The organism is Roseateles sp. (genome assembly GCF_049240545.1).
Taxonomy (GTDB): Bacteria; Pseudomonadota; Gammaproteobacteria; order Burkholderiales; family Burkholderiaceae_C; genus Paucibacter_A.
Map to the genome: position 1 here is coordinate 19,528 of NZ_JBMLSK010000085.1, position 26,201 is coordinate 45,728.

At 63.3% G+C, this 26,201-nt stretch carries 22 protein-coding genes; 12 read left to right on the plus strand and 10 right to left on the minus strand.

From position 1 onward, the window contains the following. Position 1 precedes the first annotated feature (1 nt). Both fdhF and ACOVRJ_RS05670 read right to left on the minus strand, forming a co-directional pair. Positions 2 to 2,821 carry a formate dehydrogenase subunit alpha gene (fdhF, locus tag ACOVRJ_RS05665; protein ID WP_422042922.1) on the minus strand — a complete coding sequence of 940 codons (2,820 nt, stop codon included), beginning with the start codon at positions 2,819 to 2,821 and terminating at the stop codon, positions 2 to 4. Then, positions 2,818 to 4,545 carry an NADH-ubiquinone oxidoreductase-F iron-sulfur binding region domain-containing protein gene (locus tag ACOVRJ_RS05670; protein WP_422042923.1) on the minus strand — a complete coding sequence of 576 codons (1,728 nt, stop codon included), beginning with the start codon at positions 4,543 to 4,545 and terminating at the stop codon, positions 2,818 to 2,820. Before ACOVRJ_RS05670 ends, fdhF begins: the two co-directional genes overlap by 4 nt. A gap of 91 nt (positions 4,546 to 4,636) precedes the next feature. Here ACOVRJ_RS05670 and ACOVRJ_RS05675 point away from each other — a divergent pair, with 91 nt between their 5' ends. From ACOVRJ_RS05675 to ACOVRJ_RS05685, 3 genes are all read left to right on the plus strand, one after another. Continuing rightward, on the plus strand, positions 4,637 to 5,431 hold the full coding sequence (locus tag ACOVRJ_RS05675; RefSeq protein ID WP_422042924.1) for an enoyl-CoA hydratase-related protein: 795 nt from the start codon (positions 4,637 to 4,639) through the stop codon (positions 5,429 to 5,431). 9 nt (positions 5,432 to 5,440) lie between these two features. Further along, on the plus strand, positions 5,441 to 6,964 hold the full coding sequence (locus ACOVRJ_RS05680) for a 3-hydroxyacyl-CoA dehydrogenase (RefSeq protein ID WP_422042925.1): 1,524 nt from the start codon (positions 5,441 to 5,443) through the stop codon (positions 6,962 to 6,964). 217 nt (positions 6,965 to 7,181) lie between these two features. Continuing rightward, a complete protein-coding gene (locus ACOVRJ_RS05685) occupies positions 7,182 to 8,081 on the plus strand; it encodes a CPBP family intramembrane glutamic endopeptidase (RefSeq protein WP_422042926.1) in 900 nt (299 codons plus the stop codon). A gap of 72 nt (positions 8,082 to 8,153) precedes the next feature. On the opposite strand, the gene ACOVRJ_RS05690 is transcribed toward ACOVRJ_RS05685, so the two are convergent. Both ACOVRJ_RS05690 and pcaF read right to left on the minus strand, forming a co-directional pair. Then, on the minus strand, positions 8,154 to 8,999 hold the full coding sequence (locus tag ACOVRJ_RS05690; RefSeq protein WP_422042927.1) for an IclR family transcriptional regulator domain-containing protein: 846 nt from the start codon (positions 8,997 to 8,999) through the stop codon (positions 8,154 to 8,156). 432 nt (positions 9,000 to 9,431) lie between these two features. Further along, the gene (pcaF, locus tag ACOVRJ_RS05695; protein ID WP_422042928.1) at positions 9,432 to 10,634 is read right to left on the minus strand and encodes a 3-oxoadipyl-CoA thiolase; all 1,203 of its coding nucleotides are present in this window, start codon (positions 10,632 to 10,634) and stop codon (positions 9,432 to 9,434) included. A gap of 212 nt (positions 10,635 to 10,846) precedes the next feature. On the opposite strand from pcaF, the gene ACOVRJ_RS05700 reads away from it, so the two are divergent. The 5 genes from ACOVRJ_RS05700 to ACOVRJ_RS05720 all read left to right on the plus strand — a co-directional run bounded on the left by ACOVRJ_RS05700 (position 10,847) and on the right by ACOVRJ_RS05720 (position 16,522). Next, entirely contained in the window at positions 10,847 to 12,142 is a 1,296-nt protein-coding gene (locus ACOVRJ_RS05700; protein ID WP_422042929.1) for an HD-GYP domain-containing protein, read from the plus strand. Next, entirely contained in the window at positions 12,139 to 14,268 is a 2,130-nt protein-coding gene (locus ACOVRJ_RS05705; protein ID WP_422042930.1) for a putative bifunctional diguanylate cyclase/phosphodiesterase, read from the plus strand. Before ACOVRJ_RS05700 ends, ACOVRJ_RS05705 begins: the two co-directional genes overlap by 4 nt. A gap of 100 nt (positions 14,269 to 14,368) precedes the next feature. Further along, complete coding sequence (locus tag ACOVRJ_RS05710; protein WP_422042931.1) at positions 14,369 to 14,692, plus strand: DUF1840 domain-containing protein; 324 nt, start codon at positions 14,369 to 14,371, stop codon at positions 14,690 to 14,692. 3 nt (positions 14,693 to 14,695) lie between these two features. Then, positions 14,696 to 15,346, plus strand: a complete 651-nt coding sequence (locus tag ACOVRJ_RS05715; protein ID WP_422042932.1) for a histidine phosphatase family protein — start codon at positions 14,696 to 14,698, stop codon at positions 15,344 to 15,346. A gap of 219 nt (positions 15,347 to 15,565) precedes the next feature. After that, a complete protein-coding gene (locus ACOVRJ_RS05720; RefSeq protein WP_422042933.1) occupies positions 15,566 to 16,522 on the plus strand; it encodes a porin in 957 nt (318 codons plus the stop codon). Between the two features lie 106 nt (positions 16,523 to 16,628). On the opposite strand, the gene ruvB is transcribed toward ACOVRJ_RS05720, so the two are convergent. From ruvB to ACOVRJ_RS05740, 4 genes are all read right to left on the minus strand, one after another. Continuing rightward, entirely contained in the window at positions 16,629 to 17,699 is a 1,071-nt protein-coding gene (gene ruvB, locus ACOVRJ_RS05725; protein ID WP_422042934.1) for a Holliday junction branch migration DNA helicase RuvB, read from the minus strand. A gap of 20 nt (positions 17,700 to 17,719) precedes the next feature. After that, entirely contained in the window at positions 17,720 to 18,292 is a 573-nt protein-coding gene (gene ruvA, locus ACOVRJ_RS05730; protein ID WP_263539181.1) for a Holliday junction branch migration protein RuvA, read from the minus strand. Positions 18,293 to 18,323: 31 nt separating this feature from the next. Then, positions 18,324 to 18,977 (minus strand): response regulator transcription factor, encoded by a 654-nt coding sequence (locus ACOVRJ_RS05735; RefSeq protein ID WP_339595631.1) that lies wholly within the window; start codon positions 18,975 to 18,977, stop codon positions 18,324 to 18,326. A gap of 130 nt (positions 18,978 to 19,107) precedes the next feature. Beyond that, positions 19,108 to 20,529: a sensor histidine kinase gene (locus ACOVRJ_RS05740; RefSeq protein WP_422042935.1), complete on the minus strand. Its 1,422-nt coding sequence runs from the start codon at positions 20,527 to 20,529 to the stop codon at positions 19,108 to 19,110. 136 nt (positions 20,530 to 20,665) lie between these two features. On the opposite strand from ACOVRJ_RS05740, the gene ACOVRJ_RS05745 reads away from it, so the two are divergent. Beyond that, positions 20,666 to 21,736 (plus strand): PhoH family protein, encoded by a 1,071-nt coding sequence (locus ACOVRJ_RS05745; protein WP_422042936.1) that lies wholly within the window; start codon positions 20,666 to 20,668, stop codon positions 21,734 to 21,736. After that, positions 21,733 to 22,179 carry an rRNA maturation RNase YbeY gene (gene ybeY / locus ACOVRJ_RS05750; RefSeq protein WP_422042937.1) on the plus strand — a complete coding sequence of 149 codons (447 nt, stop codon included), beginning with the start codon at positions 21,733 to 21,735 and terminating at the stop codon, positions 22,177 to 22,179. Before ACOVRJ_RS05745 ends, ybeY begins: the two co-directional genes overlap by 4 nt. A gap of 10 nt (positions 22,180 to 22,189) precedes the next feature. Here the strand turns inward: ybeY and ACOVRJ_RS05755 are convergent, their stop codons facing one another. Next, positions 22,190 to 23,287, minus strand: coding sequence for a magnesium transporter CorA family protein (locus tag ACOVRJ_RS05755; protein WP_422042938.1), 1,098 nt, complete (start codon positions 23,285 to 23,287; stop codon positions 22,190 to 22,192). Continuing rightward, positions 23,287 to 24,303, minus strand: a complete 1,017-nt coding sequence (hemB, locus tag ACOVRJ_RS05760) for a porphobilinogen synthase (protein WP_422042939.1) — start codon at positions 24,301 to 24,303, stop codon at positions 23,287 to 23,289. The genes ACOVRJ_RS05755 and hemB overlap by 1 nt, the downstream gene beginning before the upstream one ends. A gap of 314 nt (positions 24,304 to 24,617) precedes the next feature. Between hemB and ACOVRJ_RS05765 the strand changes: the two genes are divergently transcribed. Both ACOVRJ_RS05765 and ACOVRJ_RS05770 read left to right on the plus strand, forming a co-directional pair. Next, the gene (locus ACOVRJ_RS05765) at positions 24,618 to 25,040 is read left to right on the plus strand and encodes a CopD family protein (protein ID WP_422042940.1); all 423 of its coding nucleotides are present in this window, start codon (positions 24,618 to 24,620) and stop codon (positions 25,038 to 25,040) included. A gap of 15 nt (positions 25,041 to 25,055) precedes the next feature. Next, positions 25,056 to 26,156, plus strand: coding sequence for a VanZ family protein (locus tag ACOVRJ_RS05770; RefSeq protein ID WP_422042941.1), 1,101 nt, complete (start codon positions 25,056 to 25,058; stop codon positions 26,154 to 26,156). The last annotated feature ends 45 nt before the right edge of the window (positions 26,157 to 26,201 follow it).

The window sequence follows — 26,201 nt, forward strand, 5'->3', positions numbered from 1 at the left end:
GTCAGAGTGCCGCCACCTGCACGGCGGTGACCTTGAAGCCCGGGATCTTGCCGGCCGGGTCCAGCGCGCTGCCGGTCAGCACATTGGCCGCAGCCTCCCAGTAGCAAAAGGGCAGAAAGACCTGACCGGGCCGCACCTCGGGGCTGATCTGCAGTTGTGCCTGCAACTCGCCATGGCGGGAACGGATGCGAATGTCTTGGCCCTCGTGCAGGCGCAGCGCTGCAGCGTCTTCGCCATGGATGTGCAGCAGCGGCGTGGGTGACAAGGCATCCAACATCTCGGCCCGCCGCGTCATCGCGCCGGTGTGCCAATGCTCCAGCACTCGGCCGGTGGACAGCACCAGCGGGTAGTCCAAGTCCGGCTGCTCGGGGCCGGGCATGAAGCTGGCAGGCACCAGCTGGGCGCGGCCATCCGTAGTCATGAAGCTCTGCTCGAAAATGATGGACTGGCCAGGCGCGTCGGCCAGCGGCGCGGGCGTGACCACCGCTTCCTCCCGCAAAAGCCGTGACCAAGACACGCCGGCCAGAGGCGCCATCACCGAACGCATTTCTTCAAACACGCGCGCCACCGGCGCTTCGGCCGCTTGGTGCCCTGGCCCATCCTCATCGCGCCAGTAGTTCCAGCCCAGGCCGATGCGACGCGCCAGTTGTTCGATGATCCAGAGGTCTTGTCGCGCCTGCCCCGGCGGCTGCAGCGCCGGGCGACCGAGCTGAATCAGGCGGTCGGTATTGGTATAGCTGCCCCATTTCTCCAGCTGCGCCGAGGCCGGCAGGATCACATCGGCCAGCAGCGCCGTTTCGGTGGCAAAAATGTCTTGCACCACCAGATGCTCCAGTCGCGCAAGACCGGTTCGGGCGTGGTCCAGATCGGGGTCGGACATGGCGGGGTTTTCGCCCTCGATGAACATGCCCTTGATGCGACCCTCATAAGCAGCGTGGATGACCTCCACGACGGTTAAACCGGGCTGTGGGTCCAGCGGCGTGGCCCAGAGCGCCTCGAAATGCTGGCGCAGGTCTTCGCGTACCACCCGTTGGTAATTGGGCAGCATCATCGGGATCAGGCCGGCGTCCGATGCGCCTTGCACATTGTTCTGGCCGCGCAGCGGATGCAAGCCGGTGCCAGGCCGGCCGATCTGGCCGGTGATCATGGCCAGCGCGATCAGGCAGCGGGCGTTGTCGGTGCCGTGCACATGTTGGCTCACGCCCATGCCCCAGAAAATCATGGCGCTGGGGGCGCGCGCATAACGCCGCGCCACATCGCGCAGCACCTCGGGGGCGATGCCGCAGATCTCGCTCATGCGCTCCGGCGTGCATTCGGCCACCGCAGCTTTCAAGGCCTCATAACCCTTCACCCGTGCGGCGATGAAGTCCGGGTCGGTCAGGCCCTCGGCAATGATCACATGCAGCAAGGCGTTCAGCAGTGCCACATCGGTGTCGGGGCGGAAGGCCAGGTGGTGGGTGGCGAAGCGCGCCATCGGCGCCCGGCGCGGGTCGGCCACGATCAAGGTGGCGCCCTTGTCTTTGACCGCGTTCTTGATGAAGCTGGCCGCCACCGGATGGTTGGAACTGGGGTTGGCGCCGATTAGCAAGATCAGCGAGGCATGTTCGACATCCGACACCGGGTTGCTGACCGAGCCGCTGCCCAGGCCTTCCAGCAAGGCCGCCACCGAACTGGCGTGGCACAGGCGGGTGCAGTGGTCCACGTTATTGCTGCCAAAGCCCTGGCGCACCAGCTTTTGGAACAAATAGGCCTCTTCATTGCTGCCCTTGGCGGAGCCAAAACCCGCCAGCGGGCTTTGGCTACCGCGCGCATGGCTGTCGCGCAAGCGGGCCAGGCCGGCGGCGGCATAGTCCAGCGCTTCTTCCCAAGAAGCCTCGCGGAACAGCGCGCTCAAAGGCAGTTTGCCTCGCCGCACCCGGCCGATGTCGGCCGGGTCTTTGGCGACGCCGCTGCGGCGAATCAGCGGCGTGCGCAGGCGCTCATCGCTCATCACATAGTCGTAGCCGTAGCGCCCCTTGACGCACAGGCGGCCGTGGTTGGCCGGCCCATCGCGGCCGATGGCTTCGATGATTTTGTTGTCCTTGACTCGGTAGCTGAGTTGGCAGCCCACGCCGCAAAACGGGCAGACCGAATCGACCTCGGCATCGGCTGTTTGCTGCGCCGCGCCGTTGGCGGGCGTCAGCGCGCCGGTCGGGCAGGCCTGCACACATTCGCCGCAGGCCACGCAAGAGCTGGAGCCCAGCGCCTCGTCGGCATCGAAGCTGATGCGGGTGTCATGGCCCCAGCCGGCAATGCCCAGCACATCGTTGACTTGCTCGTCGCGGCAAGCGCGCACGCAGCGCATGCATTGGATGCAGGCGTCCAGCTGCACGCTGATGGCCGGGTGGCTGCGGTCAGCGGGCGGGGCGGAGTGCCGGGCAAAGCGCGGCGCTCGCAGGCCCAGGGTCTCGCACCATTGCGTCAGCTCGGAGGCGCGGGTGTGCGCTTGCTCGGGCGCCTTGGCGGCCAGCAGCTCCAGCACCATGGACTGGGCTTTCTGGACCCGCTCGGTCTTCAGGTGGATGTGTTGATTCGGGCGCGGCGTGCGGCAGCAAGAGGCGGCCAGCACCCGTTCGCCTTCGATCTGCACCACGCAGGCGCGGCAGTTGCCGGTCGGGCTGAGCCCTTCTTGGTGACACAGATGCGGAATCTTGACGCCGTGGCGCTTGGCCGCGCTCCAGATCGACTCGCCGGGCTCGGCCAGCATCGCTTCGCCGTCCAGCAAGAAGCGCACCGCTTGCTCGGGCTGGTGTTGGCTTTCTTTTTTGTGCAGGTGGCTCATGCTTGTTGGCCCTCCGCAGTCTTCAATTCCTGCGTGAATTCTTGCGGGAAGTGGCGAATCGCGCAGCGCAGCGGATTCGGTGCGGCCTGGCCCAGGCCGCAGATGGAAGCATCACTCATGACGGCGGATAAATCATCCAACAAGGGCAGGTCCCAGACCGGCTGACGCATCAGCTCCACCGCGCGTTGTGTGCCTTCGCGGCAAGGCACGCATTGGCCGCAGCTCTCATGTTCAAAAAACGCCATGGCATTCAGCGCCAACTCACGGGCGCTGTCTTGCTGCGAAAACACAATCACCGCCGCCGAGCCGATGAAGCAACCATGCGGGTGCAAGGTGTCAAAGTCCAGTGGCACATTCGCCAGCGAGGCCGGCAGCATGCCGCCGGAGGCGCCACCGGGGAAGTAACCGTACAGCTGATGGCCCTCGGCCATGCCGCCGCCATATTCATCCACCAACTCTTGCAAGGTGATGCCGGCGGGCGCCAGATGCACGCCAGGCTTTTTGACCCGACCTGAGAGTGAGAAGCTGCGCAAGCCCTTGCGGCCATGGCGTCCTTGGGTCGCGAACCAGTCGGCGCCGCGCTCCAGAATGTCGCGCACCCAGTGCAGCGATTCAATATTGTGTTGCAGCGTCGGCCGGCCAAACAGGCCGCGCTCGGCCACATAGGGCGGGCGTTGGCGCGGCCAGCCGCGTTTGCCCTCAATGGACTCGATCATGGCCGACTCTTCACCGCAGATATAGGCGCCGGCGCCGCGCCGCAACTCGATCGGCGGCAGGTCGGCTCTGGCGGCTTGCAAGGCGGCAATCTCGCGGCTCAACACCCGATGCAGGGCGTGGTACTCGTCGCGCAGATAGATATAGATCGCCTCCACGCCCACACAATGGGCGGCGATCAACATGCCCTCCAAAAAACGCTGCGGCTCGCGCTCCAGGTAGTAGCGGTCTTTGAAAGTGCCGGGCTCGCCTTCGTCGATATTGACGGCCATCAGCCGAGGTGCAGGCTGCTCGCGCACGATGCTCCATTTGCGGCCCAGCGGGAAACCGGCGCCACCCAGGCCGCGCAGGCCGGAGTCGCTCAGGGTTTGTAGCGTCGCCTCGATGCTGCGCGTGCCGATCAGCAATTCATCCAGCACGCGGTAGCCGCCCTGGGCCAGATAGTCGGCCAGGCTTTGGTGATCGGGCAGCGGGTCTTCTGTGTGGCCAAGCTTTAGAGCTTCTAGAACTTGATCGACCGTGGCCTGCCCCAGCGGCTTTTGCCCCATCACCACCACCGGCGCTTGCTCGCAGCGCCCCACGCAAGGCACCTCAATCACCCGCACGCCGCTTTGTTCGGCCAGCAAGCCGCGCAGCGATTGGCTCAGGCCCGCGCTGCCCGCCATGCTGCAGCTCAGCGAGTTGCAAACGCGCAGACTCAGCGGAGCCGGAGCGGCTTCGCCTTCATAAACAATGTCGAAGTGGTGATAGAAGCTGGCGACCTCATGCACCTCTGCTTGCGAGAGCTTCATTTCCTCGGCCAAGGCGGCCAGCATATCCACGCTCAGATGGCCGTGGCGGTCTTGGATCCGATGCAGATGTTCAATCAGCAGGTCGCGGCGGCGCGGCGCCGTGCCCAAGAGTTGGCGCACGGTTTCAAGCGCGGAGCGGCTGGCCTGGCGGCCGCGCAGACCGCCGCCTTTGGCGGGGCGGCGACTGCCTTCGACATGGATAGGAATGACGGAACTCATGCGCGGATTGTGCCGCTTGATCTCGCGGGCGGCGCAAGGCTAAACCCCGTGCGCCGCGCTGCGATACTTGCTGAATTACAAGGAGTTTCAGGTGGAGACACTGACGATTGCGGTGGATGCACGCGGCGTGGCGCGCATCACCATGACCCGGCCGGAGGTATTCAATGCCTTCAATGAATTGATGATCTCGGAGCTGAGCCAGGCGGTGCAGCATGCCCAGGCCGACCCTGCCGTGCGGGTGCTGGTCTTGGCCGGTGCCGGCAAGGCCTTCAGCGCCGGGGCGGACATTGAATGGATGCGCCGCGCGGCGGCCGCCTCGCAAGAAGCCAATCTGGCCGATGCGCGCCGTTTTGCCGAGATGTTGCAGCGCCTGGCGGCCTGCCCCAAACCTACGGTGGCTCGCATCCAGGGCTTGGCCCTGGGTGGCGGCGTGGGCCTGGCTTGCGCCTGCGATATCGCCTTGGCCAGCCGCGAGGCCAAGTTCGCCGTCAGCGAGGCGCGTTTTGGCATCTTGCCGGCGGTGATTGGCCCTTATCTGGTCAATGCCGTGGGCCTGCGCCAAGCGCGGCGCTTAGCTTTGACCGCCAGCCGCATCGGCGCCGATGAGGCTTTGCAGCTCGGCTTGTTGCAGCAGGTGGTGGACACCCCCGACGATTTGGACTTGGCCCTGGATGCCTGGGTGAGCGAGCTGCTGGCCTGCGGCCCCGGCGCGCAGGCCGAGATCAAGGCCTTGATGGGGCAGTTGGAGGTCGGGCCGGTGACGCCCGAGGTGCGCGAGCTGACCGCGCAGACGATCGCGCGGGTGCGCAGCGGCGACGAGGCCCGCGAAGGCTTTGCGGCCTTTGTGGGCAAGCGGCCTGCGGCTTGGATCCATGGCAAGAATTGAGTAGCCAGCATGAGTGATAAAGATTTGACGATGTGGACGGTGGCGGCTGAAGCGCCGGCTTTGATTGGCGTGGTCGGCGCCGGCATCATGGGGGCGGGCATTGCCCAAGTGGCAGCGCAGGCCGGGCATGCGGTGCGCCTGCTGGACGTGCGCGAGGGCGCAGCAGCTGCGGCCATTGAACAAATGGGGCGGGCGCTGGACGGTTTGGTCGCCAAGGGCCGCATGGCGGCGGAGGAGCGCGTTGCAGTTCTGGCGCGCATCAGCCCCGCTGCGGATGTGAATGAATTGGCCGAGGCGGCCTTGGTGGTCGAGGTGATCGTCGAGAAGCTGGAGCCCAAACAGGCGCTGCTGCGGCAGCTGGATGCCTTGCTGCCGCCGGGCGCCATCATTGCCAGCAACACCTCGTCGATCAGCGTGACCGCGCTGGCCAATGGCATGCAAAACCCGGCGCGGCTGGTGGGCATGCATTTCTTCAACCCGGTGCCGTTGATGAAGCTGGTCGAGGTGGTGTCGGGTGCCGAGACCGACCCCGATGTGGCTGCGGTGATTGATCGCTTGGCGCGCCGCTGGGGCAAGACGCCGGTGCATGCCAAGTCCACGCCAGGCTTTATCGTCAACCGGATTGCGCGGCCTTATTACGCGGAGTCTTTGGCGCTGCTGCAAGAGCAGGCCGGCACGCCCGCGCAGCTGGACCGGGCGCTGCGCAGCGCCGGTTTTCGCATGGGCCCTTGCGAGCTGATGGACTTGATTGGGCATGACACCAACTTCCTGGTGACCCAGTCGGTCTTCGAAGCTAACTTTGGCGATAAGCGTTATATGCCCTCGCTGGTGCAAAAAGCTTTGGTGGACGGCGGGCGCTTGGGTCGCAAAGTGGGGCGCGGTTTTTATGCCGGCACGCCCCAGGCCAGTGGCCCGGTCGCGGCGCCGCAGCAGGCTTTGCCGACTCTGGGCCTGCATGGCCAGGGTGGGCTGGTCGAACAGTTGGCGAGTTGGCTGACCTACAAGGGCTTGGCTTTTGAGCGAGAGTCCGCTTCCTCATGGGCCGGCTTGCAGATCGGCGCGATGCAAGTGCATCTGAGCCGGGGCCGCAGTGCGGCGCAATTGGCTTTTGAGTTGAAGCAGGATGAATTGGCGGTGATGGACTGGCCGGTCGCGCCGGACCGCATGGACGCTTTGGCCCTGGTATTTGCTCCGCGCAGCAGCGCGGCGGCTCAAGCTGGCGTGGCCGATGTCTGGCGCGCCTTGGGCTGGGAGCCGCTGCTGCTGCGCGACGCACCGGGTCTGGTGGTGGCGCGCACGGTGGCCATGCTGGTCAATGAAGGGGCGGACGCCGTTTGGCAAGGCGTATGCGAGGCGCAAGGCGCGGACCTGGCGATGAAGCTGGGCGTCAATTACCCGGCGGGGCCGTTTGAATGGCTGGCGCTGCTGGGCGCTGAGCCGGTGGTGGAACTGCTGGACGGTTTGTTCGAGGCCTATCGCAGCGAACGTTACCGGGTCAGCCCTTTGTTGCAGCAGCGGCGCTTCGGCGCATAAGTGTCCAGCCTGTGATGGTGAAAGAGGGGCCATCCCAGCGAGTGTGAGTGAAATGGGGTGTTGGCAATGCGCGCCACGATGCCCGGCTTTGTGCCGCCTAGCGGCGCGGCTTTGCAGTCTGTCGCAAGGCGGTGGTTTGTGAATGAGCAGCGGCCAAGAATGCGGGCTTGATTCAACACCACTCCTCTCTGCCACTGCGCGAGCAGGGCCTCGCGCCATGGACTTCAAAAGCACGTTTTCCTTCTCCGCCTCGCCCGCATCGACCCCGGCGCTCTCGGTCCTGCCCGTCGGGCGACGCTTCAGGGGCGGCGCTCTCGGCCAATGGCTGGCCGTCTTGCTCTTCGTTGGCTTGCCCTTTATTGGCGCCAATATCTTGACCAAGCTCTTCATGGCCGACCCCGGCCTGCGGGACGCGCGCAATCTGATCAAGGTGCTGGTCTTGATGGGCGCCTACTTCGCCTATGTGCGCTGGTGGGAGCGGCGGCCGGTCGATGAGTTCTCCCTGCAGGCGGCAAGCCGAGAGTTTGCTGGCGGTTTGCTCTTGGGCGGCGCGCTGATCGCCGCGGTGGTCGCCATGCTGGCGCTGGTCGGGGCTTACACCGTGCAGTCGGTGGGCAGTGCCAGTGACTTTGCCCGGGTCTTCACCGAGATGATGCCCAAGGTGGCGGTCGGCGCTGTGATTGAAGAGTTGCTGTTTCGCTTGATCGCCCTGAGGCTGTTGGAGCGCTCGGTCGGCACCGCCTGGGCGCTGCTGATTTCCAGTGTTCTGTTCGGTCTGGCCCATTTGGGTAATGCCGGCGCCTCGCCGCTGATCGGCCTGATGTTGGGCATCGAGCTGGGCCTGTTGCTGGGCGCGGCCTATGTGCTGACCCGGCGTCTGTGGCTGTGCGTGGGCGTGCATCTGGCCTGGAACTTTGTGCAGGGCGCGGTGTTTGGGATCTCGGTGTCCGGCCATACCGACGAAGGCTGGCTGCGCGCCAGCCTGACGGGCCCGGACTGGCTGAGCGGCGGCACTTTTGGCGTGGAGGGTTCTGCGGTGTCGTTGCTGCTTTGTTTGCTCGCCGCCGGGGTGCTCTGGGTGCAGGCCAGCCGCAGAGGCCAGTTCAAGGCGCGATAAGGCCTGAGTAGGGGGTTGATGCTGGCCTCGACTGCAGCAGGTGCGCGTCAGCTGAGGCCGCGTACACGCCGCTTAGAGCAGCATGCGCAGATGTGCCTGCGCTTGCATCAGGGGCGGTAGGCAGTTTTCGACCATTTGGTCCATGCTCATTCTTGAGGCATGCACGCTGATGCACATGGCCGCCACCACCTCGCCGCGGTAGTTCTTCAGGGGGGCGGCTACCGTGCGCAGACCCAACTCCAGCTCCTGGTCCACCGCGGCGTAGCCCAACTGCCGCGCCCGCGCAATCTCAATGCGCAGGCGATCGGGGTGGGTGACGGTGTTGGGGGTCAGTGCCGTCAGGGTTTGGCGCGCAATCCAGGCATCCGACTCAGCCGGAGCCATGGCAGCCAACATCACACGACCGGTGCCGGCGCAGTAGGCGGGCACCCGAAAGCCCGGTTGCAAGGTGGGCGAAACCACCCGGCCCGCGCTGGTGGCGGCAATGCAGATGACGTCATTGCCGTCCAGCACGCCAGCGGAGGAGGCCTCCTTCATCGCGTAGGCCAGCTTGTGCAACTCGGGCTCGACGATGCGGGGCAGGCGCGCCGAGTGCATATAGCTCTGGCCCAGACGCAGCACCTTGGGCGTCAGTGCAAACATCTTGCGCTCTTGTGTGACGAAGCCCAGGTGGGCCAGGGTCAGCAGATAACGTCTGGCGGCGGCTCGGGTCAAACCGGTCCGCACGGCGACCTCGCTGATGGTCAGGCGTGGGCGCTCTTGATCGAAAGCCTCAATCACGGCCAAGCCCTTTTCCAGACCGGCGACCAGATCGCGTTTCAGGGGGCCGGATTCCAAGGCCTGTTCGGCGTGTGGGCTGTCCTGAATCGAGGGCGCCAAGGGTGCGGCGGCTAAATCTTCAAAAGCGCGTGCTGACATGGTGCGAGTTCAGGTGGCGCCAGCTTGACTCGGGCTTTGCTCAAACCATCGTGAGCACTGGCGCCTTTCAACCCTCCGCCGCGGCTCCCCTTGCTGGATAGGGGGCGGGCGAAATCTTGACTGCGGCACGCGGAGTGCTGCATCCCATGGCGTCGGGCTAGGGCTTGGGGCTGGCGGGCCGCAGCGGTGCTGGGCGGCTGAAATACAAAGTCTGTGAGTGTGTCCGGCTGGAAAAGGGTTGAGCGACTGTTTGTGTGGATTTGTCCGAGGTTTTAGCAATATATGGGCGCTATGCGTTCGGACGTCTGTTTTGAGTATCCCATGCGGCCCCGGGCTTACCCGAGGTGACTGAGGCTGCATGGGTGACAAAAAAGCATCGAGTCATGTCTCAGGCTCATGACTCGCATCGGAAACGAGCAACTGCTCGCGCGCTCAAACCCGCTCAATGATCAGTGCAATGCCTTGGCCAACGCCGATGCACATGGTGCACAAGGCGTAGCGACCGCCGCTGCGATGCAGTTGATTGACCGCCGTGGTGACCAGTCGGGCGCCACTGGCGCCAAGCGGGTGACCCAGGGCAATGGCGCCGCCGTTGGGGTTGACCCGTGCGTCGTCGTCCGCCAGTCCAAGCTGGCGCAAGACGGCCAGACCTTGGGCGGCGAAGGCCTCGTTCAGCTCAATCACGTCCATCTGCGCCAAGCTCAGGCCGGTCAAAGCCAAGACCTTTTGGCTGGCCGGCGCCGGGCCCATGCCCATGAGGCGAGGCTCGACGCCGGCCGTGGCCATGCCGACGACGCGCGCTCGTGGCCGCAAACCGTGCTGAGCCGCTGCCGCTTCATTGGCCAGCAACAGGGCGCAGGCGCCGTCATTGACGCCCGAGGCATTGCCGGCCGTCACCGACCCTTGCGCATGGACGATGGGCCTGAGTTTGGCCAAAGCCTCCAGACTGGTCTCGCGGGGATGTTCATCGCAGCGCACGATCAGCGCGTCGCCCTTTTTCTGCGCGATCTCGACGGGCGTGATCTCCTGCTCGAAAAAACCGGCTTGTTGGGCGGCGACGGCCTTCAACTGGCTGGCCAAGGCCATGCGGTCCTGGGCCTCGCGCTCGATGCCAAAAGCGAGCGCCACGTTTTCCGCGGTCTCGGGCATCGAGTCGACGCCGTATTGGGACTGCATCCGAGGGTTGATGAAGCGCCAGCCGATGGTGGTGTCGTAAACCGCCGGGCTGCGGGAGAAGGCGCTGTCGGCCTTGGGCATCACGAAAGGGGCTCGGCTCATGCTCTCCACGCCGCCCGCGATCATCAGCCGGGCTTCGCCCGAGCGAATCGCCCGGGCCGCCGTGCCGACGGCATCCAGGCCGGAACCGCACAGCCGATTCAGGGTCAGGCCCGGGACTTCAAGCGGCAGGCCGGCCAGCAGCGCCGACATGCGGGCCACATTGCGGTTGTCTTCGCCGGCTTGGTTGGCGCAGCCGAAGACGACATCGTCAACAGCCGCCCAATCCACGCCCGGATTGCGAGTCATCAGGGCACGCAGCGGAATGGCACCCAGGTCGTCGGCGCGGACCGAGGACAAAGCGCCGGCATAGCGGCCAAAGGGCGTACGAATGGCATCACAGATCAAGGCTTGGCTCATGGCATCCTCTTCAAGATAGGGGGTGAGGCATGGCCTCGTGGCCGCAACTGTACCGAGCGTGGCCAGATATCGACGAGGCTGCGTGACAATTCGCACATGAATTTCTGCCAGTGCTCTGAAGCTCGCGATTCCTCCCTCAGACGCTAAAGTTTGGCCAAAATCGAGCCGAAGCTTGACTGGAGGGCGCCTCAACGAACAGGCGTAGAGAGAATATGAAGGACAGAACTGCCGATCCTTTGATCGATGTAGGCCAGCTGAAGGTGGGGATGTTCATCCACCTGGAACTGGGCTGGATGTCGCATCCGTTTCCGCTCAGCAGTTTCAAGCTGGCTTCCGAAGACCAATTGCTTGTCTTGCGCCGACTGGGTTTGAGTCAGGTGCGCTGGAGTCCCGGCAAGAGCGATTTGCATATGGATGCAACGCCCTTGCCTGCGGAGCCCTTGCCTGCATCTGCGCCCGAGGGCAGTTCTGTGGAGGATTTGGCTCGCGAAGCGCACCGCAAGGCGCTGGCTGCCCAACGCGAGGCGCTGCAGGTTTGTGAGCGCCAGTACGGCGAGGCCGCCGCAGCTTTCCGTGAGGTGATGGATCTGGTGCCACGAGAACCGCTGGCCAGCCGAGAGCAGACCACGGCCTTAACGGCGGCGCTGTTGGACAAGATGTTGGTTGAGGGAGATCTCAACATTCGCTTGCTCAACGAAGGTGCCGGCGACCGCAGTACCGCCCACGCCTTGAACGTCTCCATCATTTCGCTATTGTTGGGTCGTGCTTTTGGCTTGAATCGCGACGAAATGCTGGATCTGGGTGTTGGGGCCTTGCTGCACGATGTGGGCAAGCTGGAGGTTCTGGCCCGTTTGCGCAATCGAGACGACAGCTTCACCGCGGCCGAGCAGCAGGCCTATCAGCAACACGTGGCCAAAGGGGTGGCGATTGCGCAAGGCATGGGTTTGTCGCCCGGCCCTTTGCTGATCATCGCTCAGCACCACGAGAACGCCGATGGCAGCGGTTTCCCGCAGCGCATTAATATGGACAAGATGAGCGCCGGCGCGCGCATCGTGGCGTTGGTGAACCGGTTTGACGGCTTGTGCAACCCCTTGCTCGCTTCCAAGGCGATGACGCCCCATGAGGCTTTGTCCTTGATGTTTGCCCAAGGGCGTAACCGTTTTGACGCCACCATGCTGAATGCCTTCATTCGCATGATGGGGGTCTACCCACCGGGCTCGGCGGTGCAACTGACGGACGATCGCTTCGCCTTGGTGGTGGCGGTCAATTCCTCGCGGCCACTGAAGCCTCGGGTGATGGTGCACGACCCCAATGTGCCCAAGGAAGAGGCCTTGGTCCTGAATCTCGAGGATATGCCTGACCTGGGCATCCGCCGGAGCCTGAAGGCGCAGCAGTTGCCGCGCGCTTCGATGGACTATCTCAGTCCGCGCACCCGCATTGCTTATTTCTTTGAACCCAGCAATGGCCTCGGCAGCGGCGGCCTCGGGGCGACGGAGTTGGCGGCGTGACCGTGGTCAGCCTGCAGTTTTCCAGCCCAACGCCACTGTCCACCGAACCTTTTGCAGCCCTGATGGAGGGCTTGCTGGAGGCCGCGTGGTTGGTGGATGGGCGCAGCCGTTGCATCCTGGCGGTCAACACGGCGGCGGAGCAACTGTTGGGCATGAGCGCCGAGCACTTGTTGGGGCAGACCGTCGAATCGCTGGCCAGCACGCCAGAGGATGCGATGTTCTGGATGGAGGCGGCGGGCAATAGCGCGGCCAGTCTCAACTCTGACACGCTGATGCGGCACGCCAATGGTCAGATGCTCTGGGTGACGCGGCGCATCAGCCCGATCCGGCCGCCCGGTGACACCAGCGCCTACTGGCTGGTGTCGATTCGGGACTTGAGTCGACAGCGCCAAAGCGAGGAAGAGCGCGAAGCCTTGGTAGCCGAATTGCAGGCCACCTTGGAGTCGACCGCCGACGGCATCTTGGTCGCCGATCTGGCGGGACGCATGCGCTCTTTCAATCGGCGTTTTGCCTCTTTGTGGGGCATCCCGGCCGACCTGCTCTTGGAGCGCAATGACGAGGCCGTGCAGACTTGGATGCGGCGCAGCGTGGTCGATGGTGCCGCCTATGCGCAGCGCCTGGCGGCGATCGAAGAAGCGCCGCTGCTGCAAAGCAGCGATGTGATCAAGCTCAACGATGGTCGCGTGCTGGAGCGTGTTTCGCTGCCCCAATTTAGCCGCGGGCGGCCGATCGGACGGGTGTACTCCTTCCGTGATCTGAGCGAGAAAATGGCGGCGAACCAGCGCATCGATCAGCTGGCCCATTCGGATATGTTGACCGGCCTGCCGAATCGCCGCGCTCTGGCTGAGCGGCTGGACTATGCGCAAGCCATGGCCAAGCGCGAGAGTGCGCCCTTTGCGCTGCTCAATGTCGACTTGGATCGATTCAAGCAGATCAATGACACGCTGGGCCATTCCTATGGTGACCGGGTGTTGAAGGAGGTGGCCGAGCGACTGAAGGCCTGTCTGCGCGAGGTCGACACCGTGGCGCGACTCGGCGGTGATGAGTTCGCCTTGCTGATCCACCAAGCCGATGCGCGCGGCGCCGAGCATGCGGCGCGGCGGGTGCAGGAGGCGATGTCCCGGCCCTTCAACTTCGATACTCTGAGCTTCACCGTCACCTGCAGCACCGGCATTGCCTTGTTCCCAGGCGACGGCGCCAACGCTGAGGAGTTGATGGCCAGCGCCGAGCGAGCTATGCACTGGGTCAAGGAAAGCGGCCGTGCGACCTTCCACTTCCATCAGCCCCGCAAGGATGTCGACCTGCTTTCACGCATGCGGCTGGATCACGCCATGCGCCAGGCCCTGCAGGAGGGACAGTTCCGCCTGCACTACCAGCCCCAAATCGATTTGCGCTCCGGACAGGTGATCGGCGCCGAGGCATTGATTCGTTGGCGCGATCCGCTGCGCGGTGAGATATCGCCCGGCGAGTTCATTCCGGTGGCCGAGGAGAGCGGCTTTATCGTTGCCATTGGGGAGTGGGTGTTGCGCCAAGCGGTGGAACAGGCCGCGATCTGGTTGCGTCAGGGCTGGCGCATGCCGGTGGCGGTCAATGTGTCGGCCCTGCAGTTTCAGCAGAGTCAGTTCGCCGAGACCGTGGCGCAGGTGCTGCGAAGCTCCGGCTTGCCGCCCGCCTTGCTGGAGTTGGAACTGACCGAATCCATTTTGTTGCGTGATGCCGAAGAGGCACTGCGCCGGCTGCGAGCCTTGGCTGCGCTTGGCGTCTGCATGTCGATCGATGACTTCGGGACGGGTTATTCCAGCCTGGGCTATTTGAAACGTTTCCCGATCCAGCGTTTGAAGATCGACCGCAGCTTCGTCAAAGGCCTGCCAGGGGATGCCAGTGATGCGGGCATCGTCAACGCCATCATTCAAATGGGCCAAGCCTTGCGCTTGCATGTGATTGCGGAGGGCGTCGAGACCGAAGTGCAGAAAGACTTCCTGGCTCGCGCCGGCTGCGATGAGTTCCAGGGCTTCTTGTATGCCCCTGCCCTGGATGCGCAGGCTTTTGAGGAGCGCGTTTGGCGTCGCCCTCTGGCGCCGCCCGGGCGTGGCGGCATGCAGTTGATGGGCGGCCTGTTGGTTTGAGCGGGCTCTGGTCATGTGCTGGTCACGGCGCATCGCCAGAGCCCGTTTTTTGCGCCCGAGCCCTCACAATAGCGAGTCAATGGCCGCGAGAGGGGTACCCGTGATCTATAAATTCAAGTCCAAGGCAGGTGCGGACGTCATCATGCTCGGTCCCCAGGGTGATCAGATCCTGAAGCTCCTGGGGCGAGAACCGATGGCGCAAGGCATCTTGCCGGTCGGCGAGTTGCCGCAGGCCATGCACAAGCTGGAGCAGGCGGCCGCCGAGGATGATGCTGCATTCGCTGCGGCTCAGGCAGAGGCGGTGGCGGCCGGTGAGCCTCCCCCTCGGCGCGAAGGCGTCAGCCTGCGTCAGCGGGTTTGGCCGCTGCTTGAATTGATGCGCCACAGCGTCAAGGCCGAAGAGCCGGTGATCTGGGGCGTTTGAACGATGTCGCTCGACAGCAGCACTCGGATTCTGCTCGTCCGGCATGGCGAAACGCCTTGGAATCAAGCTGCGCGCATCCAGGGTCATACCGATATTGGACTCAGCCCCTTCGGGCTTCAGCAAGCCGAATGCTTGGCTGAAGCCTTGCTGGAGGAGCCGATTGACGCGGTCTACTCGAGTGACTTGAGCCGGGCGGTACAAACGGCGGCGCCTTTGTTGCGCAGGCGGTCGGACCTTCCGCCCTTGATCTTGGCGCCGAGCTTGCGCGAGCGTTCGTTTGGGGTCTTTGAGGGCCTGACTTGGCAAGAGATTACCGAAAGAGCGCCCGAGCAAGCCGAGCGCTGGCGGCGCCGGGATGCCGATTTCGCCCCCCAGGAGGGTGAAGCCTTGGGTGATTTTTGCCATCGCAGTGTGGCGGCCGTGCGGCGCGTGGCCGAAGCCCATCCAGGCGCGACCGTGATGATCGTCAGTCATGGGGGGCTGTTGGACTGTCTCTACAGGGCCAGCACCGGGCAGTCGCTGCAGGCGCCGCGCAGCTGGATCTTGGGCAATGCCGCGATCAATCGCTTGCTGTTTGCCAACGCTGGCTTTCGCTTGATCGGCTGGCACGATGATGCCCATCTGGCGCATCTAGCGCGGCCACTCCCGACCTGAAGGGCCAAGCCGCTGGCGACCTCTTTGCGCAGGTTTCGCCCGTTATCTTTTGGCGCCTGTTGCAAGTGTGAAAGCTCATGCCTAGGGGTATAGCAGTTAAGTGTTGCAATTTCGCGTCGGAATGCTGCGCCCCAAGCTTTCGACTCCTATACTCACGCCACATTGCGCAGAAGACCGGGCACTCAAGCTCAGCTCAATCTCAACTCACAAAGGCATACGATGAAAAAGATCGCTCTCGTGGCAGCTATTGCAGCATTCGCCGCCCCCGCATTCGCTCAAAGCTCGGTCACCCTGTGGGGCCGCGTGAACACCTCCGTGGAAAGCCAGTCCGTGAACGGCGGCGATCGCAAGGTGATGGTTGAGGACAACAGCTCGCGTCTGGGCTTCAAGGGCACCGAAGATCTGGGTGGCGGCCTGAAGGCTCAGTTCTTCCTGGAGCACGGTCTGAAATCCGACGACGGCCGCACCAAGTCGGCTTTCTGGAATCGTGAAGCTGCAGTGCAGCTGAGCGGCAACTTCGGCGCCGTCAAGCTGGGCCGTTGGACCAATGGTTCCTACTTCGCCACTGCTGACTACATCAGCATGCACAACCACGACACCGGCACTTCGAGCGATGCTTTGTATGCCTTCGGCACAGCTTTCACCGAAACCAACAAGGTGGGTTACTTCACTCCGACCTACGCCGGTTTCTCGGCTGAAATCACGGCTCACGCTGGTGAAGGCGCTGACAAGCGCGCGTTCGACCTGTCGGCCAACTACGACATGGGCCCTCTGCACCTGGGCGCTGGCTACGGCAAGCAAGGCGACGCCTCGCAATTCGCCGTGCGTGGCCTGTATGAGCTGGGCGCGTTCACATTCGGCGCTTACTATCAGCGTGAAGACGTGGGTGCTGGCGCACGTGCAACCCGTGACATCGGCCGCGTTTCCGCCATGTACGCTCTGGGCGCCTCCGAGTTCCACGTGAACGTGGGCGGCACCAAGGCTGGTGGTACTTCGTTCGGTGCACGTCCTGGCGTCAACGGCACCAACGGTGGCAAGCAGTACACCCTGGGCTACAACTACAACCTGAGCAAGCGCACCAAGGTCTATGGCTTCTACACAGCTATCGACAGCACGCAAGCCAAGAGCGCCAACGACTTCGACTCCTTCGCAGTCGGCATCCGCCACAACTTCTGATCGTTCGCGACAGAATCAAAAAAGCGACCTTCGGGTCGCTTTTTTTATGCCTGAACAGGCGGACAGGCAGGGTTTTGAGGGGCTGTCAGGCGACAGCCGCCGGCAGCTACTCCTCGAACAAGGCGCCGCTGGCCTTCGGCGGCGTCACCCCCAAATGCCTGAAAGCCGCCAAGGTGGCAATGCGGCCACGCGGTGTGCGCTGCAAAAAGCCTTGCTGGATCAAATAAGGCTCAATCACGTCTTCGATCGTGCCCGCTTCTTCGCCAATGGCCGAGGCGACGTTTTCCAGTCCCACCGGGCCGCCGTCAAAACGGTGCACGATGGCTTCCAGCAATTTGCGGTCCATCAGGTCGAAGCCGCGTGGGTCCACATCCAGCATTGCCAGTGCTTTGTCGGCAATGCTCTTGCCGATATGGCCATTGCCCTTCACCTCGGCGTAGTCTCGGACGCGGCGCAGCAGTCGGTTGGCGATGCGCGGCGTACCGCGCGAACGACGTGCAATCTCCATGGCACCGTCCGCGTCCATCGGCGTGTTCAAGAGCGCGGCAGAGCGGGTGACGATGCGTTGCAGTTCGACATCGGTATAGAACTCCAGCCGCGCCACGATGCCAAAGCGGTCGCGCAGCGGGTTGGTCAGCATGCCGGCCCGGGTGGTGGCGCCGACCAAGGTGAAGGGTTGCAGGTCCAGCTTGATCGAGCGGGCGGCGGGGCCTTCACCGATCATGATGTCGATCTGGTAGTCCTCCAGCGCGGGGTAGAGGATTTCTTCCACCACCGGTGAGAGCCGGTGAATTTCGTCGATGAAGAGCACATCGTTCTTCTCGAGATTGGTCAGGATGGCCGCCAAGTCTTTGGGCTTTTCCAACACCGGTCCCGAGGTCTGGCGCAGGTTCACGCCCAATTCGGCGGCGATGATGTGGGACAAGGTGGTCTTGCCCAGGCCGGGAGGGCCAAACAGCAGCACATGGTCCATGGCCTCATCGCGCTTGCGGGCCGCGCCAATGAAGATCTCCAATTGCTCGCGCGCCTTGGTCTGGCCCACATACTCGTCCAGCAATTTGGGGCGCAGTGCACGCTCAATCGCTTCTTCTTTCGGGGAGGCGGGAGCCGCGCTGATCACCCGTGCAGTGTTTGCGGGGCTGAAGGGGCTGGCGAAATCGTCGGTTTGAATGCTCATCGTCGATGACTATCTGCGACTCAACGGGACAGCGCCTTGAGCGCCAGCTTGATGCCTTCGCTCACGCCCACATCAGGCGGCAAGGCTTTGAGCGCCAGCGCGGCCTCTTTTTCGCTGTAGCCCAGCGCCACCAAGGCCTGCAGGATGTCGCCCTGGTTGTCGTTGGCGATGCTGACCGGCGCACCCAGATCTGGACCCAATTTGCCCTTCAGCTCCAACAAGAGGCGCTCGGCCGTCTTTTTACCGATGCCGGGCACTTTGACGAGGCGGGCACTTTGCTGCTGCGCCACCGCCTGGGCCAATTCGGCCACCGACAGACCGGACAAGAGCGACAAAGCCATGCGGGGCCCGACGCCGCTGATCTTGATCAGTTGACGAAAAGTGGCGCGTTCTTCTTGGCTGAGAAAGCCAAACAGGATCTGGGCATCTTCGCGCACCACAAAATGGGTCAGCAGCGAGACCTTGTCACCCAGATTGCCGAGGTTGTAGAAGGTGCTCATCGGCACGTCGACCTCGTAGCCGACGCCTTGCACATCGATGAGAACCAGCGGGGGCGATTTTTCCGCGATGACGCCTGTCAGTCTTCCAATCATCGGCCCATTATCCGGCCGATCGAGCTGCGCTTCAGTTCCTGCCGAACAGGCCCAAGCGTTGTGCCTCCAAGGCGGCTTCCGCGCGTGAAGAGACGTTCAGCTTGCGGTAGATCTGCTTCACATAGTCCGCAATCGTGTGGCGCGACAGACCCAGCTGCACGCCGATCTCGGGCAGGGTGAAGCCCTTGGCGACGCGCAGCAGCACCTCGGTCTCGCGGTCGGTCAGCGAGACCTCGTGCAGCAGCGCGGCGGCTTGTGGGCGGTTCTGCTTGGCGAAATAAGAGATGACCTTGCGCGCGATGGAGGGTGACAGCGGTGGCTCACCTTGGCTCATGCGCTGCAACTGTTCCACCAGCAACTCTCGCGATTGTTCTTTCAGCAAATAGCCAAAAGCGCCAGCTTGCAGAGCAGGGAACAGGTGCTCGTCGTCATCGTGAATAGTCACGATCACCGATTGCGCCTCGGGCTGGCGATCACGAAGTGCGGCGATCACGTCGACACCCGATCCATCGGGCAGACCCAGATCGAGCAAGGCGAGATTGAAGCGCTGGCTGTTGACCAGGGCCAGCGCATCCTGCACGCGTGAGCACTCGGTGATTTGTGCGTTGGCAAACACCTGCTTGATCAGCGCCTTCAACCAGGCGCGGATTTCAGGAATGTCTTCAAGCAAGAGGATGTGATCCATGGGGGTCTCGGTCGCTGTCGGTGCGGGCCTGAGGCGGATTGCCGCAGGCTCCATTCGCACCCTGAACAGTAAGGGTTTATCGGCAGGCTGCCAACTTGCCTGAGTGACTTGCCAGCGTTTCGTGCGATGTTCAGAGCGGAATCGTGAGACGAATCACGGTTCCCCAGCCTGGACCCGACTCCACCAAGCATTGACCGTGCATCTGTTTGGCGCGTGACTTCATGCTGGCCATGCCGTGACCGCGGTCCAGTCGACCATCCAACTCAGCAGGAATGCCCTGGCCGTTGTCTTGGATCATCACGAGGAAGTCTCCGTCTTGCACATGACAGCTGATGGTGCAATGGGTGCCGCCGCTGTGTTTGATGATGTTGCTGACGGCCTCTCGGAAGATCCGTGTGGTTTGCACGTAAGCGCGTGCCGGCAGCGTGTGGACAATGTCTTCGGGTGGGGACTTCCATTCGGCCAGGATATTGGCCTGCCCCAGGCGCGAAACCACCTCGGCACGCCAGTCGCCCAGCGCGTCCAGCAGTTGTACCGGCTTGCCCGTCAGGCCGCGCACCGAGAGTCGCATTTCTTCCAATGCCTCCCGAGCCAGGGTGGAGATGCGATCCGATTCGCTGGTGTGCACGATGGTCAGTAGCTTGGCGCCGAGGTCATCGTGGAGGTCGGCGGCAATGCGTTTGCGCTCACGCTCGGTCACTTGCTCGAGTTTTTGTTCCGCCATTTCGCCATAGCTGCGCTCCACCTCCGCCACCCGTTCGATCATGGTTTGTTCCAGCTGATCTTGCTGGGCCTCTGCGGTCTTGCGCGCTTGGGCCAAGGCGAGCGTGACCAGCAGGCCGTGGCCGAGCAAGGCCAGGGGCAAGCCGAGGGTTACGAAAGAGGGCAGGGCGGCGATCTGACCGTGAGGAAGCCCGGCCAACGCGTCAGCCAGGATCAGGGCCGCTGAGGCTGCTGCAGCGAACAGCAACCCGCTTGCGACTCGTAACTCTCGTGTTTGCAAGGCTGTGGGGTTGGCGCTGGCCTGGTGTCGGCGTCGGCGCACGCTCACATGGCGAGCGATAGCCAGCAACAACTCCAGGCTCATCACGACGCACCAGATTCGCTGCGCGCCAACTGCCAAGGCGGGTGGCGCCAGCAAGAGACTCAGTGGCGCCGCCAAGACTTGCATGAGCAAGGTGCGATCCATCCAGTCACGGGATGAGGCGATTTGATGCAAGAGGTATTGAACCGATGCCCAGGTGGCTGCAGCCAGCAAGGCCAAAGACAGGGTTTGTTGGGTCAGGGCTTGTAGTGCCAAGTGCGCGCAAAAGCTCGGCAGCAAGGCCCACAAGGCGCCGGCCAACAATGCCGCGCTGAGGTAGCCCGCGGTGCGGTCCCCGGCGTGCCAATAAGCGATCAGACCGGTGGATGCGCTCATCATCAGCGCCATGCCGGCCAGCAGCGTTTGAATCAGGACCAACACTTCAAGCCCGCCCGAGCTCGTCGTTACGGCTTGCGTGGCTTGTGCCAAGGCGGCAATGGGCAAGCAGAGCAAGAGGGCGCAAGCCATGGCCGCAGGACCGCCGCTCGCCCGGCCATGTTCGGCGTTCGAGTCAGGGGCTGTATCTGAGTGTGTCGAGCAATGCATGGGGGGCGATTGTGCAGGACGCCGGCCCCGCTTCGCCCCCGTACTTGCTCGGGCGACAATGGAGCCCGTGCTTCACGTATTTGAAAGAAAGCTGTTTGTGATTCTTCGCCATGAATTCGCCCCGGTTGACAACCGCCGCCTGGCCCATCTGTGTGGCAGCCTGGATGAGCATTTGCGCCAGATCGAAGCCGGCATGGGCGTTCGAATCCTGCGCCAGCATGAGAGTTTTCGGATCGAGGGCCCGAAGGCTGCTGCCGAACGCAGCTTGCAACTGATGCAAAGCCTGTATGAGCGCGCGCGGCGCCCAATTGCGCCCGAGATTTTTCAACTGGCTTTGGTTGAAGCCGCTGGCGAGTTGAAGCCGGCCGTCAAGCGTAAACGGGCCGGCGCAACGGCCGATGAGGCGAAAGCGGAAAGCACTGCGCCAGAGGCGGTCGTGTTGCGCACCCGCCGGGCCGATCTGGCCGGCCGCACGCCCCGTCAGCATGAGTACCTGCGGCACATCCTGGCCCATGACATCACTTTTGGTCTTGGGCCTGCGGGCACTGGCAAGACGTTTTTGGCCGTAGCTTGCGCGGTGGATGCGCTCGAGCGCAGTTCGGTGCAACGCATCATCCTGACCCGACCCGCGGTGGAAGCCGGCGAGCGTTTGGGTTTTCTGCCCGGCGACTTGACTCAAAAGGTCGATCCTTATCTGCGCCCTTTGTATGACGCGCTCTATGACTTGATGGGCTTCGATCGCGTCACCAAGGCCTTTGAGAAAGGCATGCTGGAAGTGGCGCCTTTGGCCTTCATGCGCGGACGCACGCTCAACCACGCGTTTGTGATTCTGGACGAGGCGCAAAACACCACGCCGGAGCAGATGAAGATGTTCCTGACCCGCATTGGTTTTGGCAGCAAATGCGTGGTCACCGGCGATACCAGCCAGGTGGATCTGCCGCGCGGCACCACCAGCGGCTTGGTGGATGCCGAGCGGGTGCTGGCCAAGGTCAAGGGCATTGCGATGACCCGCTTCACCAGCGCCGACGTGGTGCGCCATCCGCTGGTGGCGCGCATTGTGGAGGCCTACGAGGCGCGCACGGCGGCCGAGGCCAAATTGAGCAAGACAGAGAAGGGATCCCCGCAATGAGCCAAGCCGAACTGAGCCTGTCTTTGCAGTTTGCCGACCCACGCCACCGGGCGCTGTTGCCGCGCCACAAAGTGCAGCGCTGGATCCGCGCCGCCTTGGAACTGCCCGGCGAAATCACCGTGCGCATCGTGGACGCCGAAGAGGGGCAGGCCTTGAACCGCGACTTTCGCAGCAAGGACTACGCCACCAATGTGCTGACCTTTGATTACAGTCATGAGCCCGTGGTGACGGCGGACCTGGTCATCTGCGCCGAGGTGGTGGAGCGCGAGGCCCTAGAGGCGGGCATAGACATCGCTGCCCATTACGCCCATATGCTGGTGCATGGCACCCTGCATGCGCAGGGTTATGACCATGAGGAAGACGACGAAGCCGAATGCATGGAGGCCCGCGAATCGGAAGTCCTCATGGCGCTGGGTTTCGCCGATCCCTACGCCAAGACCTGAGTTTTTTGCGTCAGCGCTGCGTGCCCAGATAGCGCTTGCGCCAGAAAAAGCCGCCAAGCAGTATCGCCACCAAGGCCATCACGCCAAAGGCGATCCAAAACCCTGTGGCTTGGTGAATCAAGGGCAGGCTGTCGAAGTTCATGCCGAAGATGCCGGTGATCAGATTCAGCGGCAAAAAGATCGCGGTCAGCACGGTCAGCGTGCGCATGATGTTATTGGTGCGATGGCCCAGGGCCGAGAAGTGCATCTGCACAGCGGCTTCCGAGGAAGCGCCCATCCGCCGCACATGGCTGAGCACGCGCTCAATGTGTTCCAGCACGTCGCGCGAGCGCACGCGCAGCAATTCCCGCTCGCGCCGGGCATCAGGATCCGAGGTGGCGGGCCAGTCTTCCAGCACATCGATCCACTCTTGGATGGCGCTGCGCTGGTCTTCGCAGGTTTCCTCCAAGAGATGCAGGGCTTCGCGAGATTCAAGCAGCAGCGGCCATTGATTGAACTCGTGCCGAGAGTCCGTCAGCGCACGCTGTATCGTGCTCATCTGGCGGGTCATCAGGCGGCGCAGCGCCAAGTAGCTGTCGACCATATGGTTGACCATGCGCAGCATCAGCTCGGCCGAACTGCTAGGCAATCGAGAGCTGCCGCGCAAATCACGCCCTTCGGTCAGTTCACCCAGTTTGCCGGCGAAGTAGTCGCGAACGGCACAGTCGGTGGGATGCACCGTGAGCAAAACGCGGTCAAACACGGCAAAGCCGACCGGGCTGGTGTCGATTGCGCGGAAGGCTTTTTGTGCCCCGGCCAAGGTGCCATGCTCGTCATCGACGAACAGGTCTTCACTCCCCGGCACCGCCGCCAGCCGGCGAAAAACAAGCAAGTCGTACCACGAGGTGTAGTCAAAGTGCGAGGGCAGGTGGTTGTTCAGTAGATCGGCGACATGCAGGTCAACCAAGGGCCCGCAGCCCCAGCGTTGCAGGCTCAGTTGGACTTCAAGGTGCTGCAACTCAAACTCACGCCGACCACAACCCAGCCAAAGAAAACCTGACTCGGGCAGGTCCGCTGGCAGGCGCCCCAATTCGGTGAAGTGGTCGCCGTGAATATGAAAGACCCGCATCAGCCCTTCTTCAGCAAGCGCGCTGCCTCCAGCGCGAAGTAACTCAGCACCCCATCGGCGCCCGCGCGCTTGAAGGCCAGCAGCGACTCCATCATCACGGCATCATGATCCAGCCAGCCATTGGCGGCAGCGGCCTTCATCATGGCGTACTCGCCACTGACCTGATAAGCAAAGGTCGGCACGCGGAACTCGTCCTTGACGCGACGCACGATGTCCAGATAGGGCATGCCGGGCTTGACCATCACCATATCGGCCCCCTCGGCGATATCCAGCGCGACCTCACGCAAGGCCTCGTCACCGTTGCCGGGATCCATTTGGTAGGTCTTTTTGTCGGCCTTGCCCAGGTTGCCGGCGGAGCCCACCGCATCGCGGAAGGGGCCATAGAACGCGCTGGCGTACTTGGCGCTGTAAGCCATGATGCGAGTGTGAACATGGCCGTGCGCTTCCAGTGCCTGGCGAATCGCGCCGATGCGGCCATCCATCATGTCGCTGGGCGCCACGATGTCGACGCCGGCTTCGGCTTGTACCAAGGCTTGGCGACACAGCATCTCGACCGTGGGGTCATTCAGGATGTAGCCGGTTTCGTCCAGCACGCCGTCTTGGCCGTGGCTGGTGTAGGGGTCCAGGGCAACGTCGGTCAGGATGCCGAGGCCAGGCACTTTGTCCTTCAAGGCGCGAACTACCCGTGGCACCAGCCCATTTGGGTTGGCGGCCTCTGCGCCGTCGGGCGTTTTCAGGGCCGAGTCAATGACCGGAAACAAGGCCAGCACCGGAATGCCCAGATCAACGCACTCTTGGGCGACCGGGATCAACCGGTCGAGACTCAAACGGGACACGCCCGGCATGGACAGTACCGGCTCGACCCGGTCGACGCCTTCATGCACGAATACGGGCAAGATCAGGTCACTGCAGCGCAGCCCATGTTCACGCACCAGGGCGCGGGTAAAGGCATCCCGGCGCAATCGGCGAGGGCGGCTGGCGGGGAAGGGCGGTGGGTTCAGGGTCGATCGAGACAAGTGCAAACTCCGTCCAATTTCAGGCAAAGAAACGTACTTTGTGAATGACTGCGCAATCTAAGCGGCAAGTCCGGCTGACAAGCGCATGACGTTTCTGTTAATATTCACTCTGAATGATAGCCGCAAGGTGGTCGTTCCCTGCTTTTCCTCCCTGAGCAGGAGCCTTTGCGTGATGACAGCGAAAAGGCTTTCTCGCCCCGGCTGCGTAGCCGGGGCTTTTTTTTGCCTTGTTGCATTCTGCGCCGGCAAGGACGAGAAGATCACAGCGCCCAAGGCTGGCTCGAGGGCTCGGTGTCGCCACGCATAATCCGACCATGCTCTGGATCAAAGCCTTTCATATCGTCTTCGTCGCCAGCTGGTTTGCCGGCCTGTTTTATATGCCTCGCATCTTCGTGAACCTGGCGATGGTGCCGGCCGACAGCCATGCCGAGCGCGAGCGTTTGCTGTTGATGGCGCACAAGCTGTATCGATTCATGAGCTTGCTGATGATTCCGGCCTTGGGTCTTGGCGTTTGGCTCTGGATGGAGAATTTCCAGGGCTTCAACCGTGGTTGGCTGCATTTGAAGCTGGTGCTGGTGTTGGGGGCCGTGGGCTATCACCATGTCTGCCGCAGCATCTTGCGTGGTTTTGAGCTGCAGGCGAATCGGCGCAGCCATCGCTGGTTCCGGGTCTTCAATGAGGTCTCGGTGTTGCTGTTTGCTGCCATCGTGGTTTTGGTGGTGGTGAAACCCTTCTGATGCGAGGGGCCTGAGTTGCGCCGGCAAAGCTCAGCGACCTGGCTGTTGCTGGCCTATGCGATCTTGATTGCCTATGCCAGCTTGTATCCGTTTGGGCCCTGGGTCTGGCCACCCGGTTTGACCCTTCGGGGCATGTTTGGCCTGCCGTGGCCGCGCTACTTCGGCCTGTTTGATCAGTACGTCAACCTGCTGGGTTATCTGCCGCTGGGGCTGCTCGGGCTTGCCGCCGGCCTTCGCAGTGGTCTGGGTCTGTGGCCGAGCGTGGCGCTCGGGCTCTTGCCAGGTCCTGCCTTGTCTTTCGCCATGGAAACGGGGCAGTATTTCTTGCCTTCTCGGGTGCCCTCGCTGGCGGACTGGCTGCTCAACACCATAGGCGCTGCAGTCGGCATGTTGATGGGCTTGCTGCTGAATGCCTTCGGCGGTCTGCGGCGGTGGCACGATGTGCGCGAGTTCTGGTTCCAACCTCATTGCGCCGGTGCGCTGGCGCTGCTGGCCTTGTGGCCGTTGGGCTTGTTGTTTCCGGCCCCGATTCCGCTGGCCTTGGGGCAGTGGCTGCCTCACCTGCAATTGGCGCTGCAAGACCTGCTGGCGGGGACGCCCTGGGCCATGCAGTGGGCCGAGAGTTTGGTGGATGAGACCCGCACATTGCCGCCCGGCGTGGAGGCCATCACGATTGCCTTGGGCGTCCTGTCGCCGGCATTGCTTGCCTTGTCGGTCGCGCGGCCGGGTCTGAGGCGGGTGGTCTTGGTGCTCGGCGCTGCCTTGCTGGGGATCTTGGTCACGGCCTTGTCGACCGGCTTGAACTTTGGTCCGCAGAACACTTGGGCCTGGTTGACGCTGGCGACATGGCCGGGTCTGGTCGCTGGGCTTGTGCTGGGTTTGTTAGCGGTACTGCTGCCGCGGCGGGTCTGTGCAGCGCTGGGCCTGGTGGTGATGTGTGCCTTGATCGCGCTGGTCAATCAGGCGCCCTCCGATCCCTATCTGGCGCAGCGCTTGCAGACCTGGGAGCAAAGTCGCTTCGTCAACCTCTATGGTCTGGCTGAATGGGTGGGGTGGGTCTGGCCCTTTGTGGCGGTGGCTTGGTTGCTCACCCTGATCGGGCGGCGCGAGGTCTAGGCAGGGTTTCTCCGCAGCAGCCAAGGGGCTTGGATGGCCCCGTCC

Bases quoted from the DNA above. Each gene is read 5' to 3' on its own strand.
- ACOVRJ_RS05670 (WP_422042923.1), bottom strand. From the start codon at position 4,545: ATGAGTTCCGTCATTCCTATCCATGTCGAAGGCAGTCGCCGCCCCGCC.
- ybeY (WP_422042937.1), top strand. From the start codon at position 21,733: ATGAGCCAAGCCGAACTGAGCCTGTCTTTGCAGTTTGCCGACCCACGC.
- ACOVRJ_RS05685 (WP_422042926.1), top strand. From the start codon at position 7,182: ATGGACTTCAAAAGCACGTTTTCCTTCTCCGCCTCGCCCGCATCGACC.
- ACOVRJ_RS05755 (WP_422042938.1), bottom strand. From the start codon at position 23,287: ATGCGGGTCTTTCATATTCACGGCGACCACTTCACCGAATTGGGGCGC.
- ACOVRJ_RS05720 (WP_422042933.1), top strand. From the start codon at position 15,566: ATGAAAAAGATCGCTCTCGTGGCAGCTATTGCAGCATTCGCCGCCCCC.
- pcaF (WP_422042928.1), bottom strand. From the start codon at position 10,634: ATGAGCCAAGCCTTGATCTGTGATGCCATTCGTACGCCCTTTGGCCGC.
- ACOVRJ_RS05745 (WP_422042936.1), top strand. From the start codon at position 20,666: ATGGAGCCCGTGCTTCACGTATTTGAAAGAAAGCTGTTTGTGATTCTT.
- ACOVRJ_RS05700 (WP_422042929.1), top strand. From the start codon at position 10,847: ATGAAGGACAGAACTGCCGATCCTTTGATCGATGTAGGCCAGCTGAAG.
- ACOVRJ_RS05680 (WP_422042925.1), top strand. From the start codon at position 5,441: ATGAGTGATAAAGATTTGACGATGTGGACGGTGGCGGCTGAAGCGCCG.
- fdhF (WP_422042922.1), bottom strand. From the start codon at position 2,821: ATGAGCCACCTGCACAAAAAAGAAAGCCAACACCAGCCCGAGCAAGCG.
- ACOVRJ_RS05765 (WP_422042940.1), top strand. From the start codon at position 24,618: ATGCTCTGGATCAAAGCCTTTCATATCGTCTTCGTCGCCAGCTGGTTT.
- ACOVRJ_RS05735 (WP_339595631.1), bottom strand. From the start codon at position 18,977: ATGGATCACATCCTCTTGCTTGAAGACATTCCTGAAATCCGCGCCTGG.
- ACOVRJ_RS05740 (WP_422042935.1), bottom strand. From the start codon at position 20,529: ATGGCTTGCGCCCTCTTGCTCTGCTTGCCCATTGCCGCCTTGGCACAA.
- ruvA (WP_263539181.1), bottom strand. From the start codon at position 18,292: ATGATTGGAAGACTGACAGGCGTCATCGCGGAAAAATCGCCCCCGCTG.
- ruvB (WP_422042934.1), bottom strand. From the start codon at position 17,699: ATGAGCATTCAAACCGACGATTTCGCCAGCCCCTTCAGCCCCGCAAAC.
- ACOVRJ_RS05715 (WP_422042932.1), top strand. From the start codon at position 14,696: ATGTCGCTCGACAGCAGCACTCGGATTCTGCTCGTCCGGCATGGCGAA.
- ACOVRJ_RS05690 (WP_422042927.1), bottom strand. From the start codon at position 8,999: ATGTCAGCACGCGCTTTTGAAGATTTAGCCGCCGCACCCTTGGCGCCC.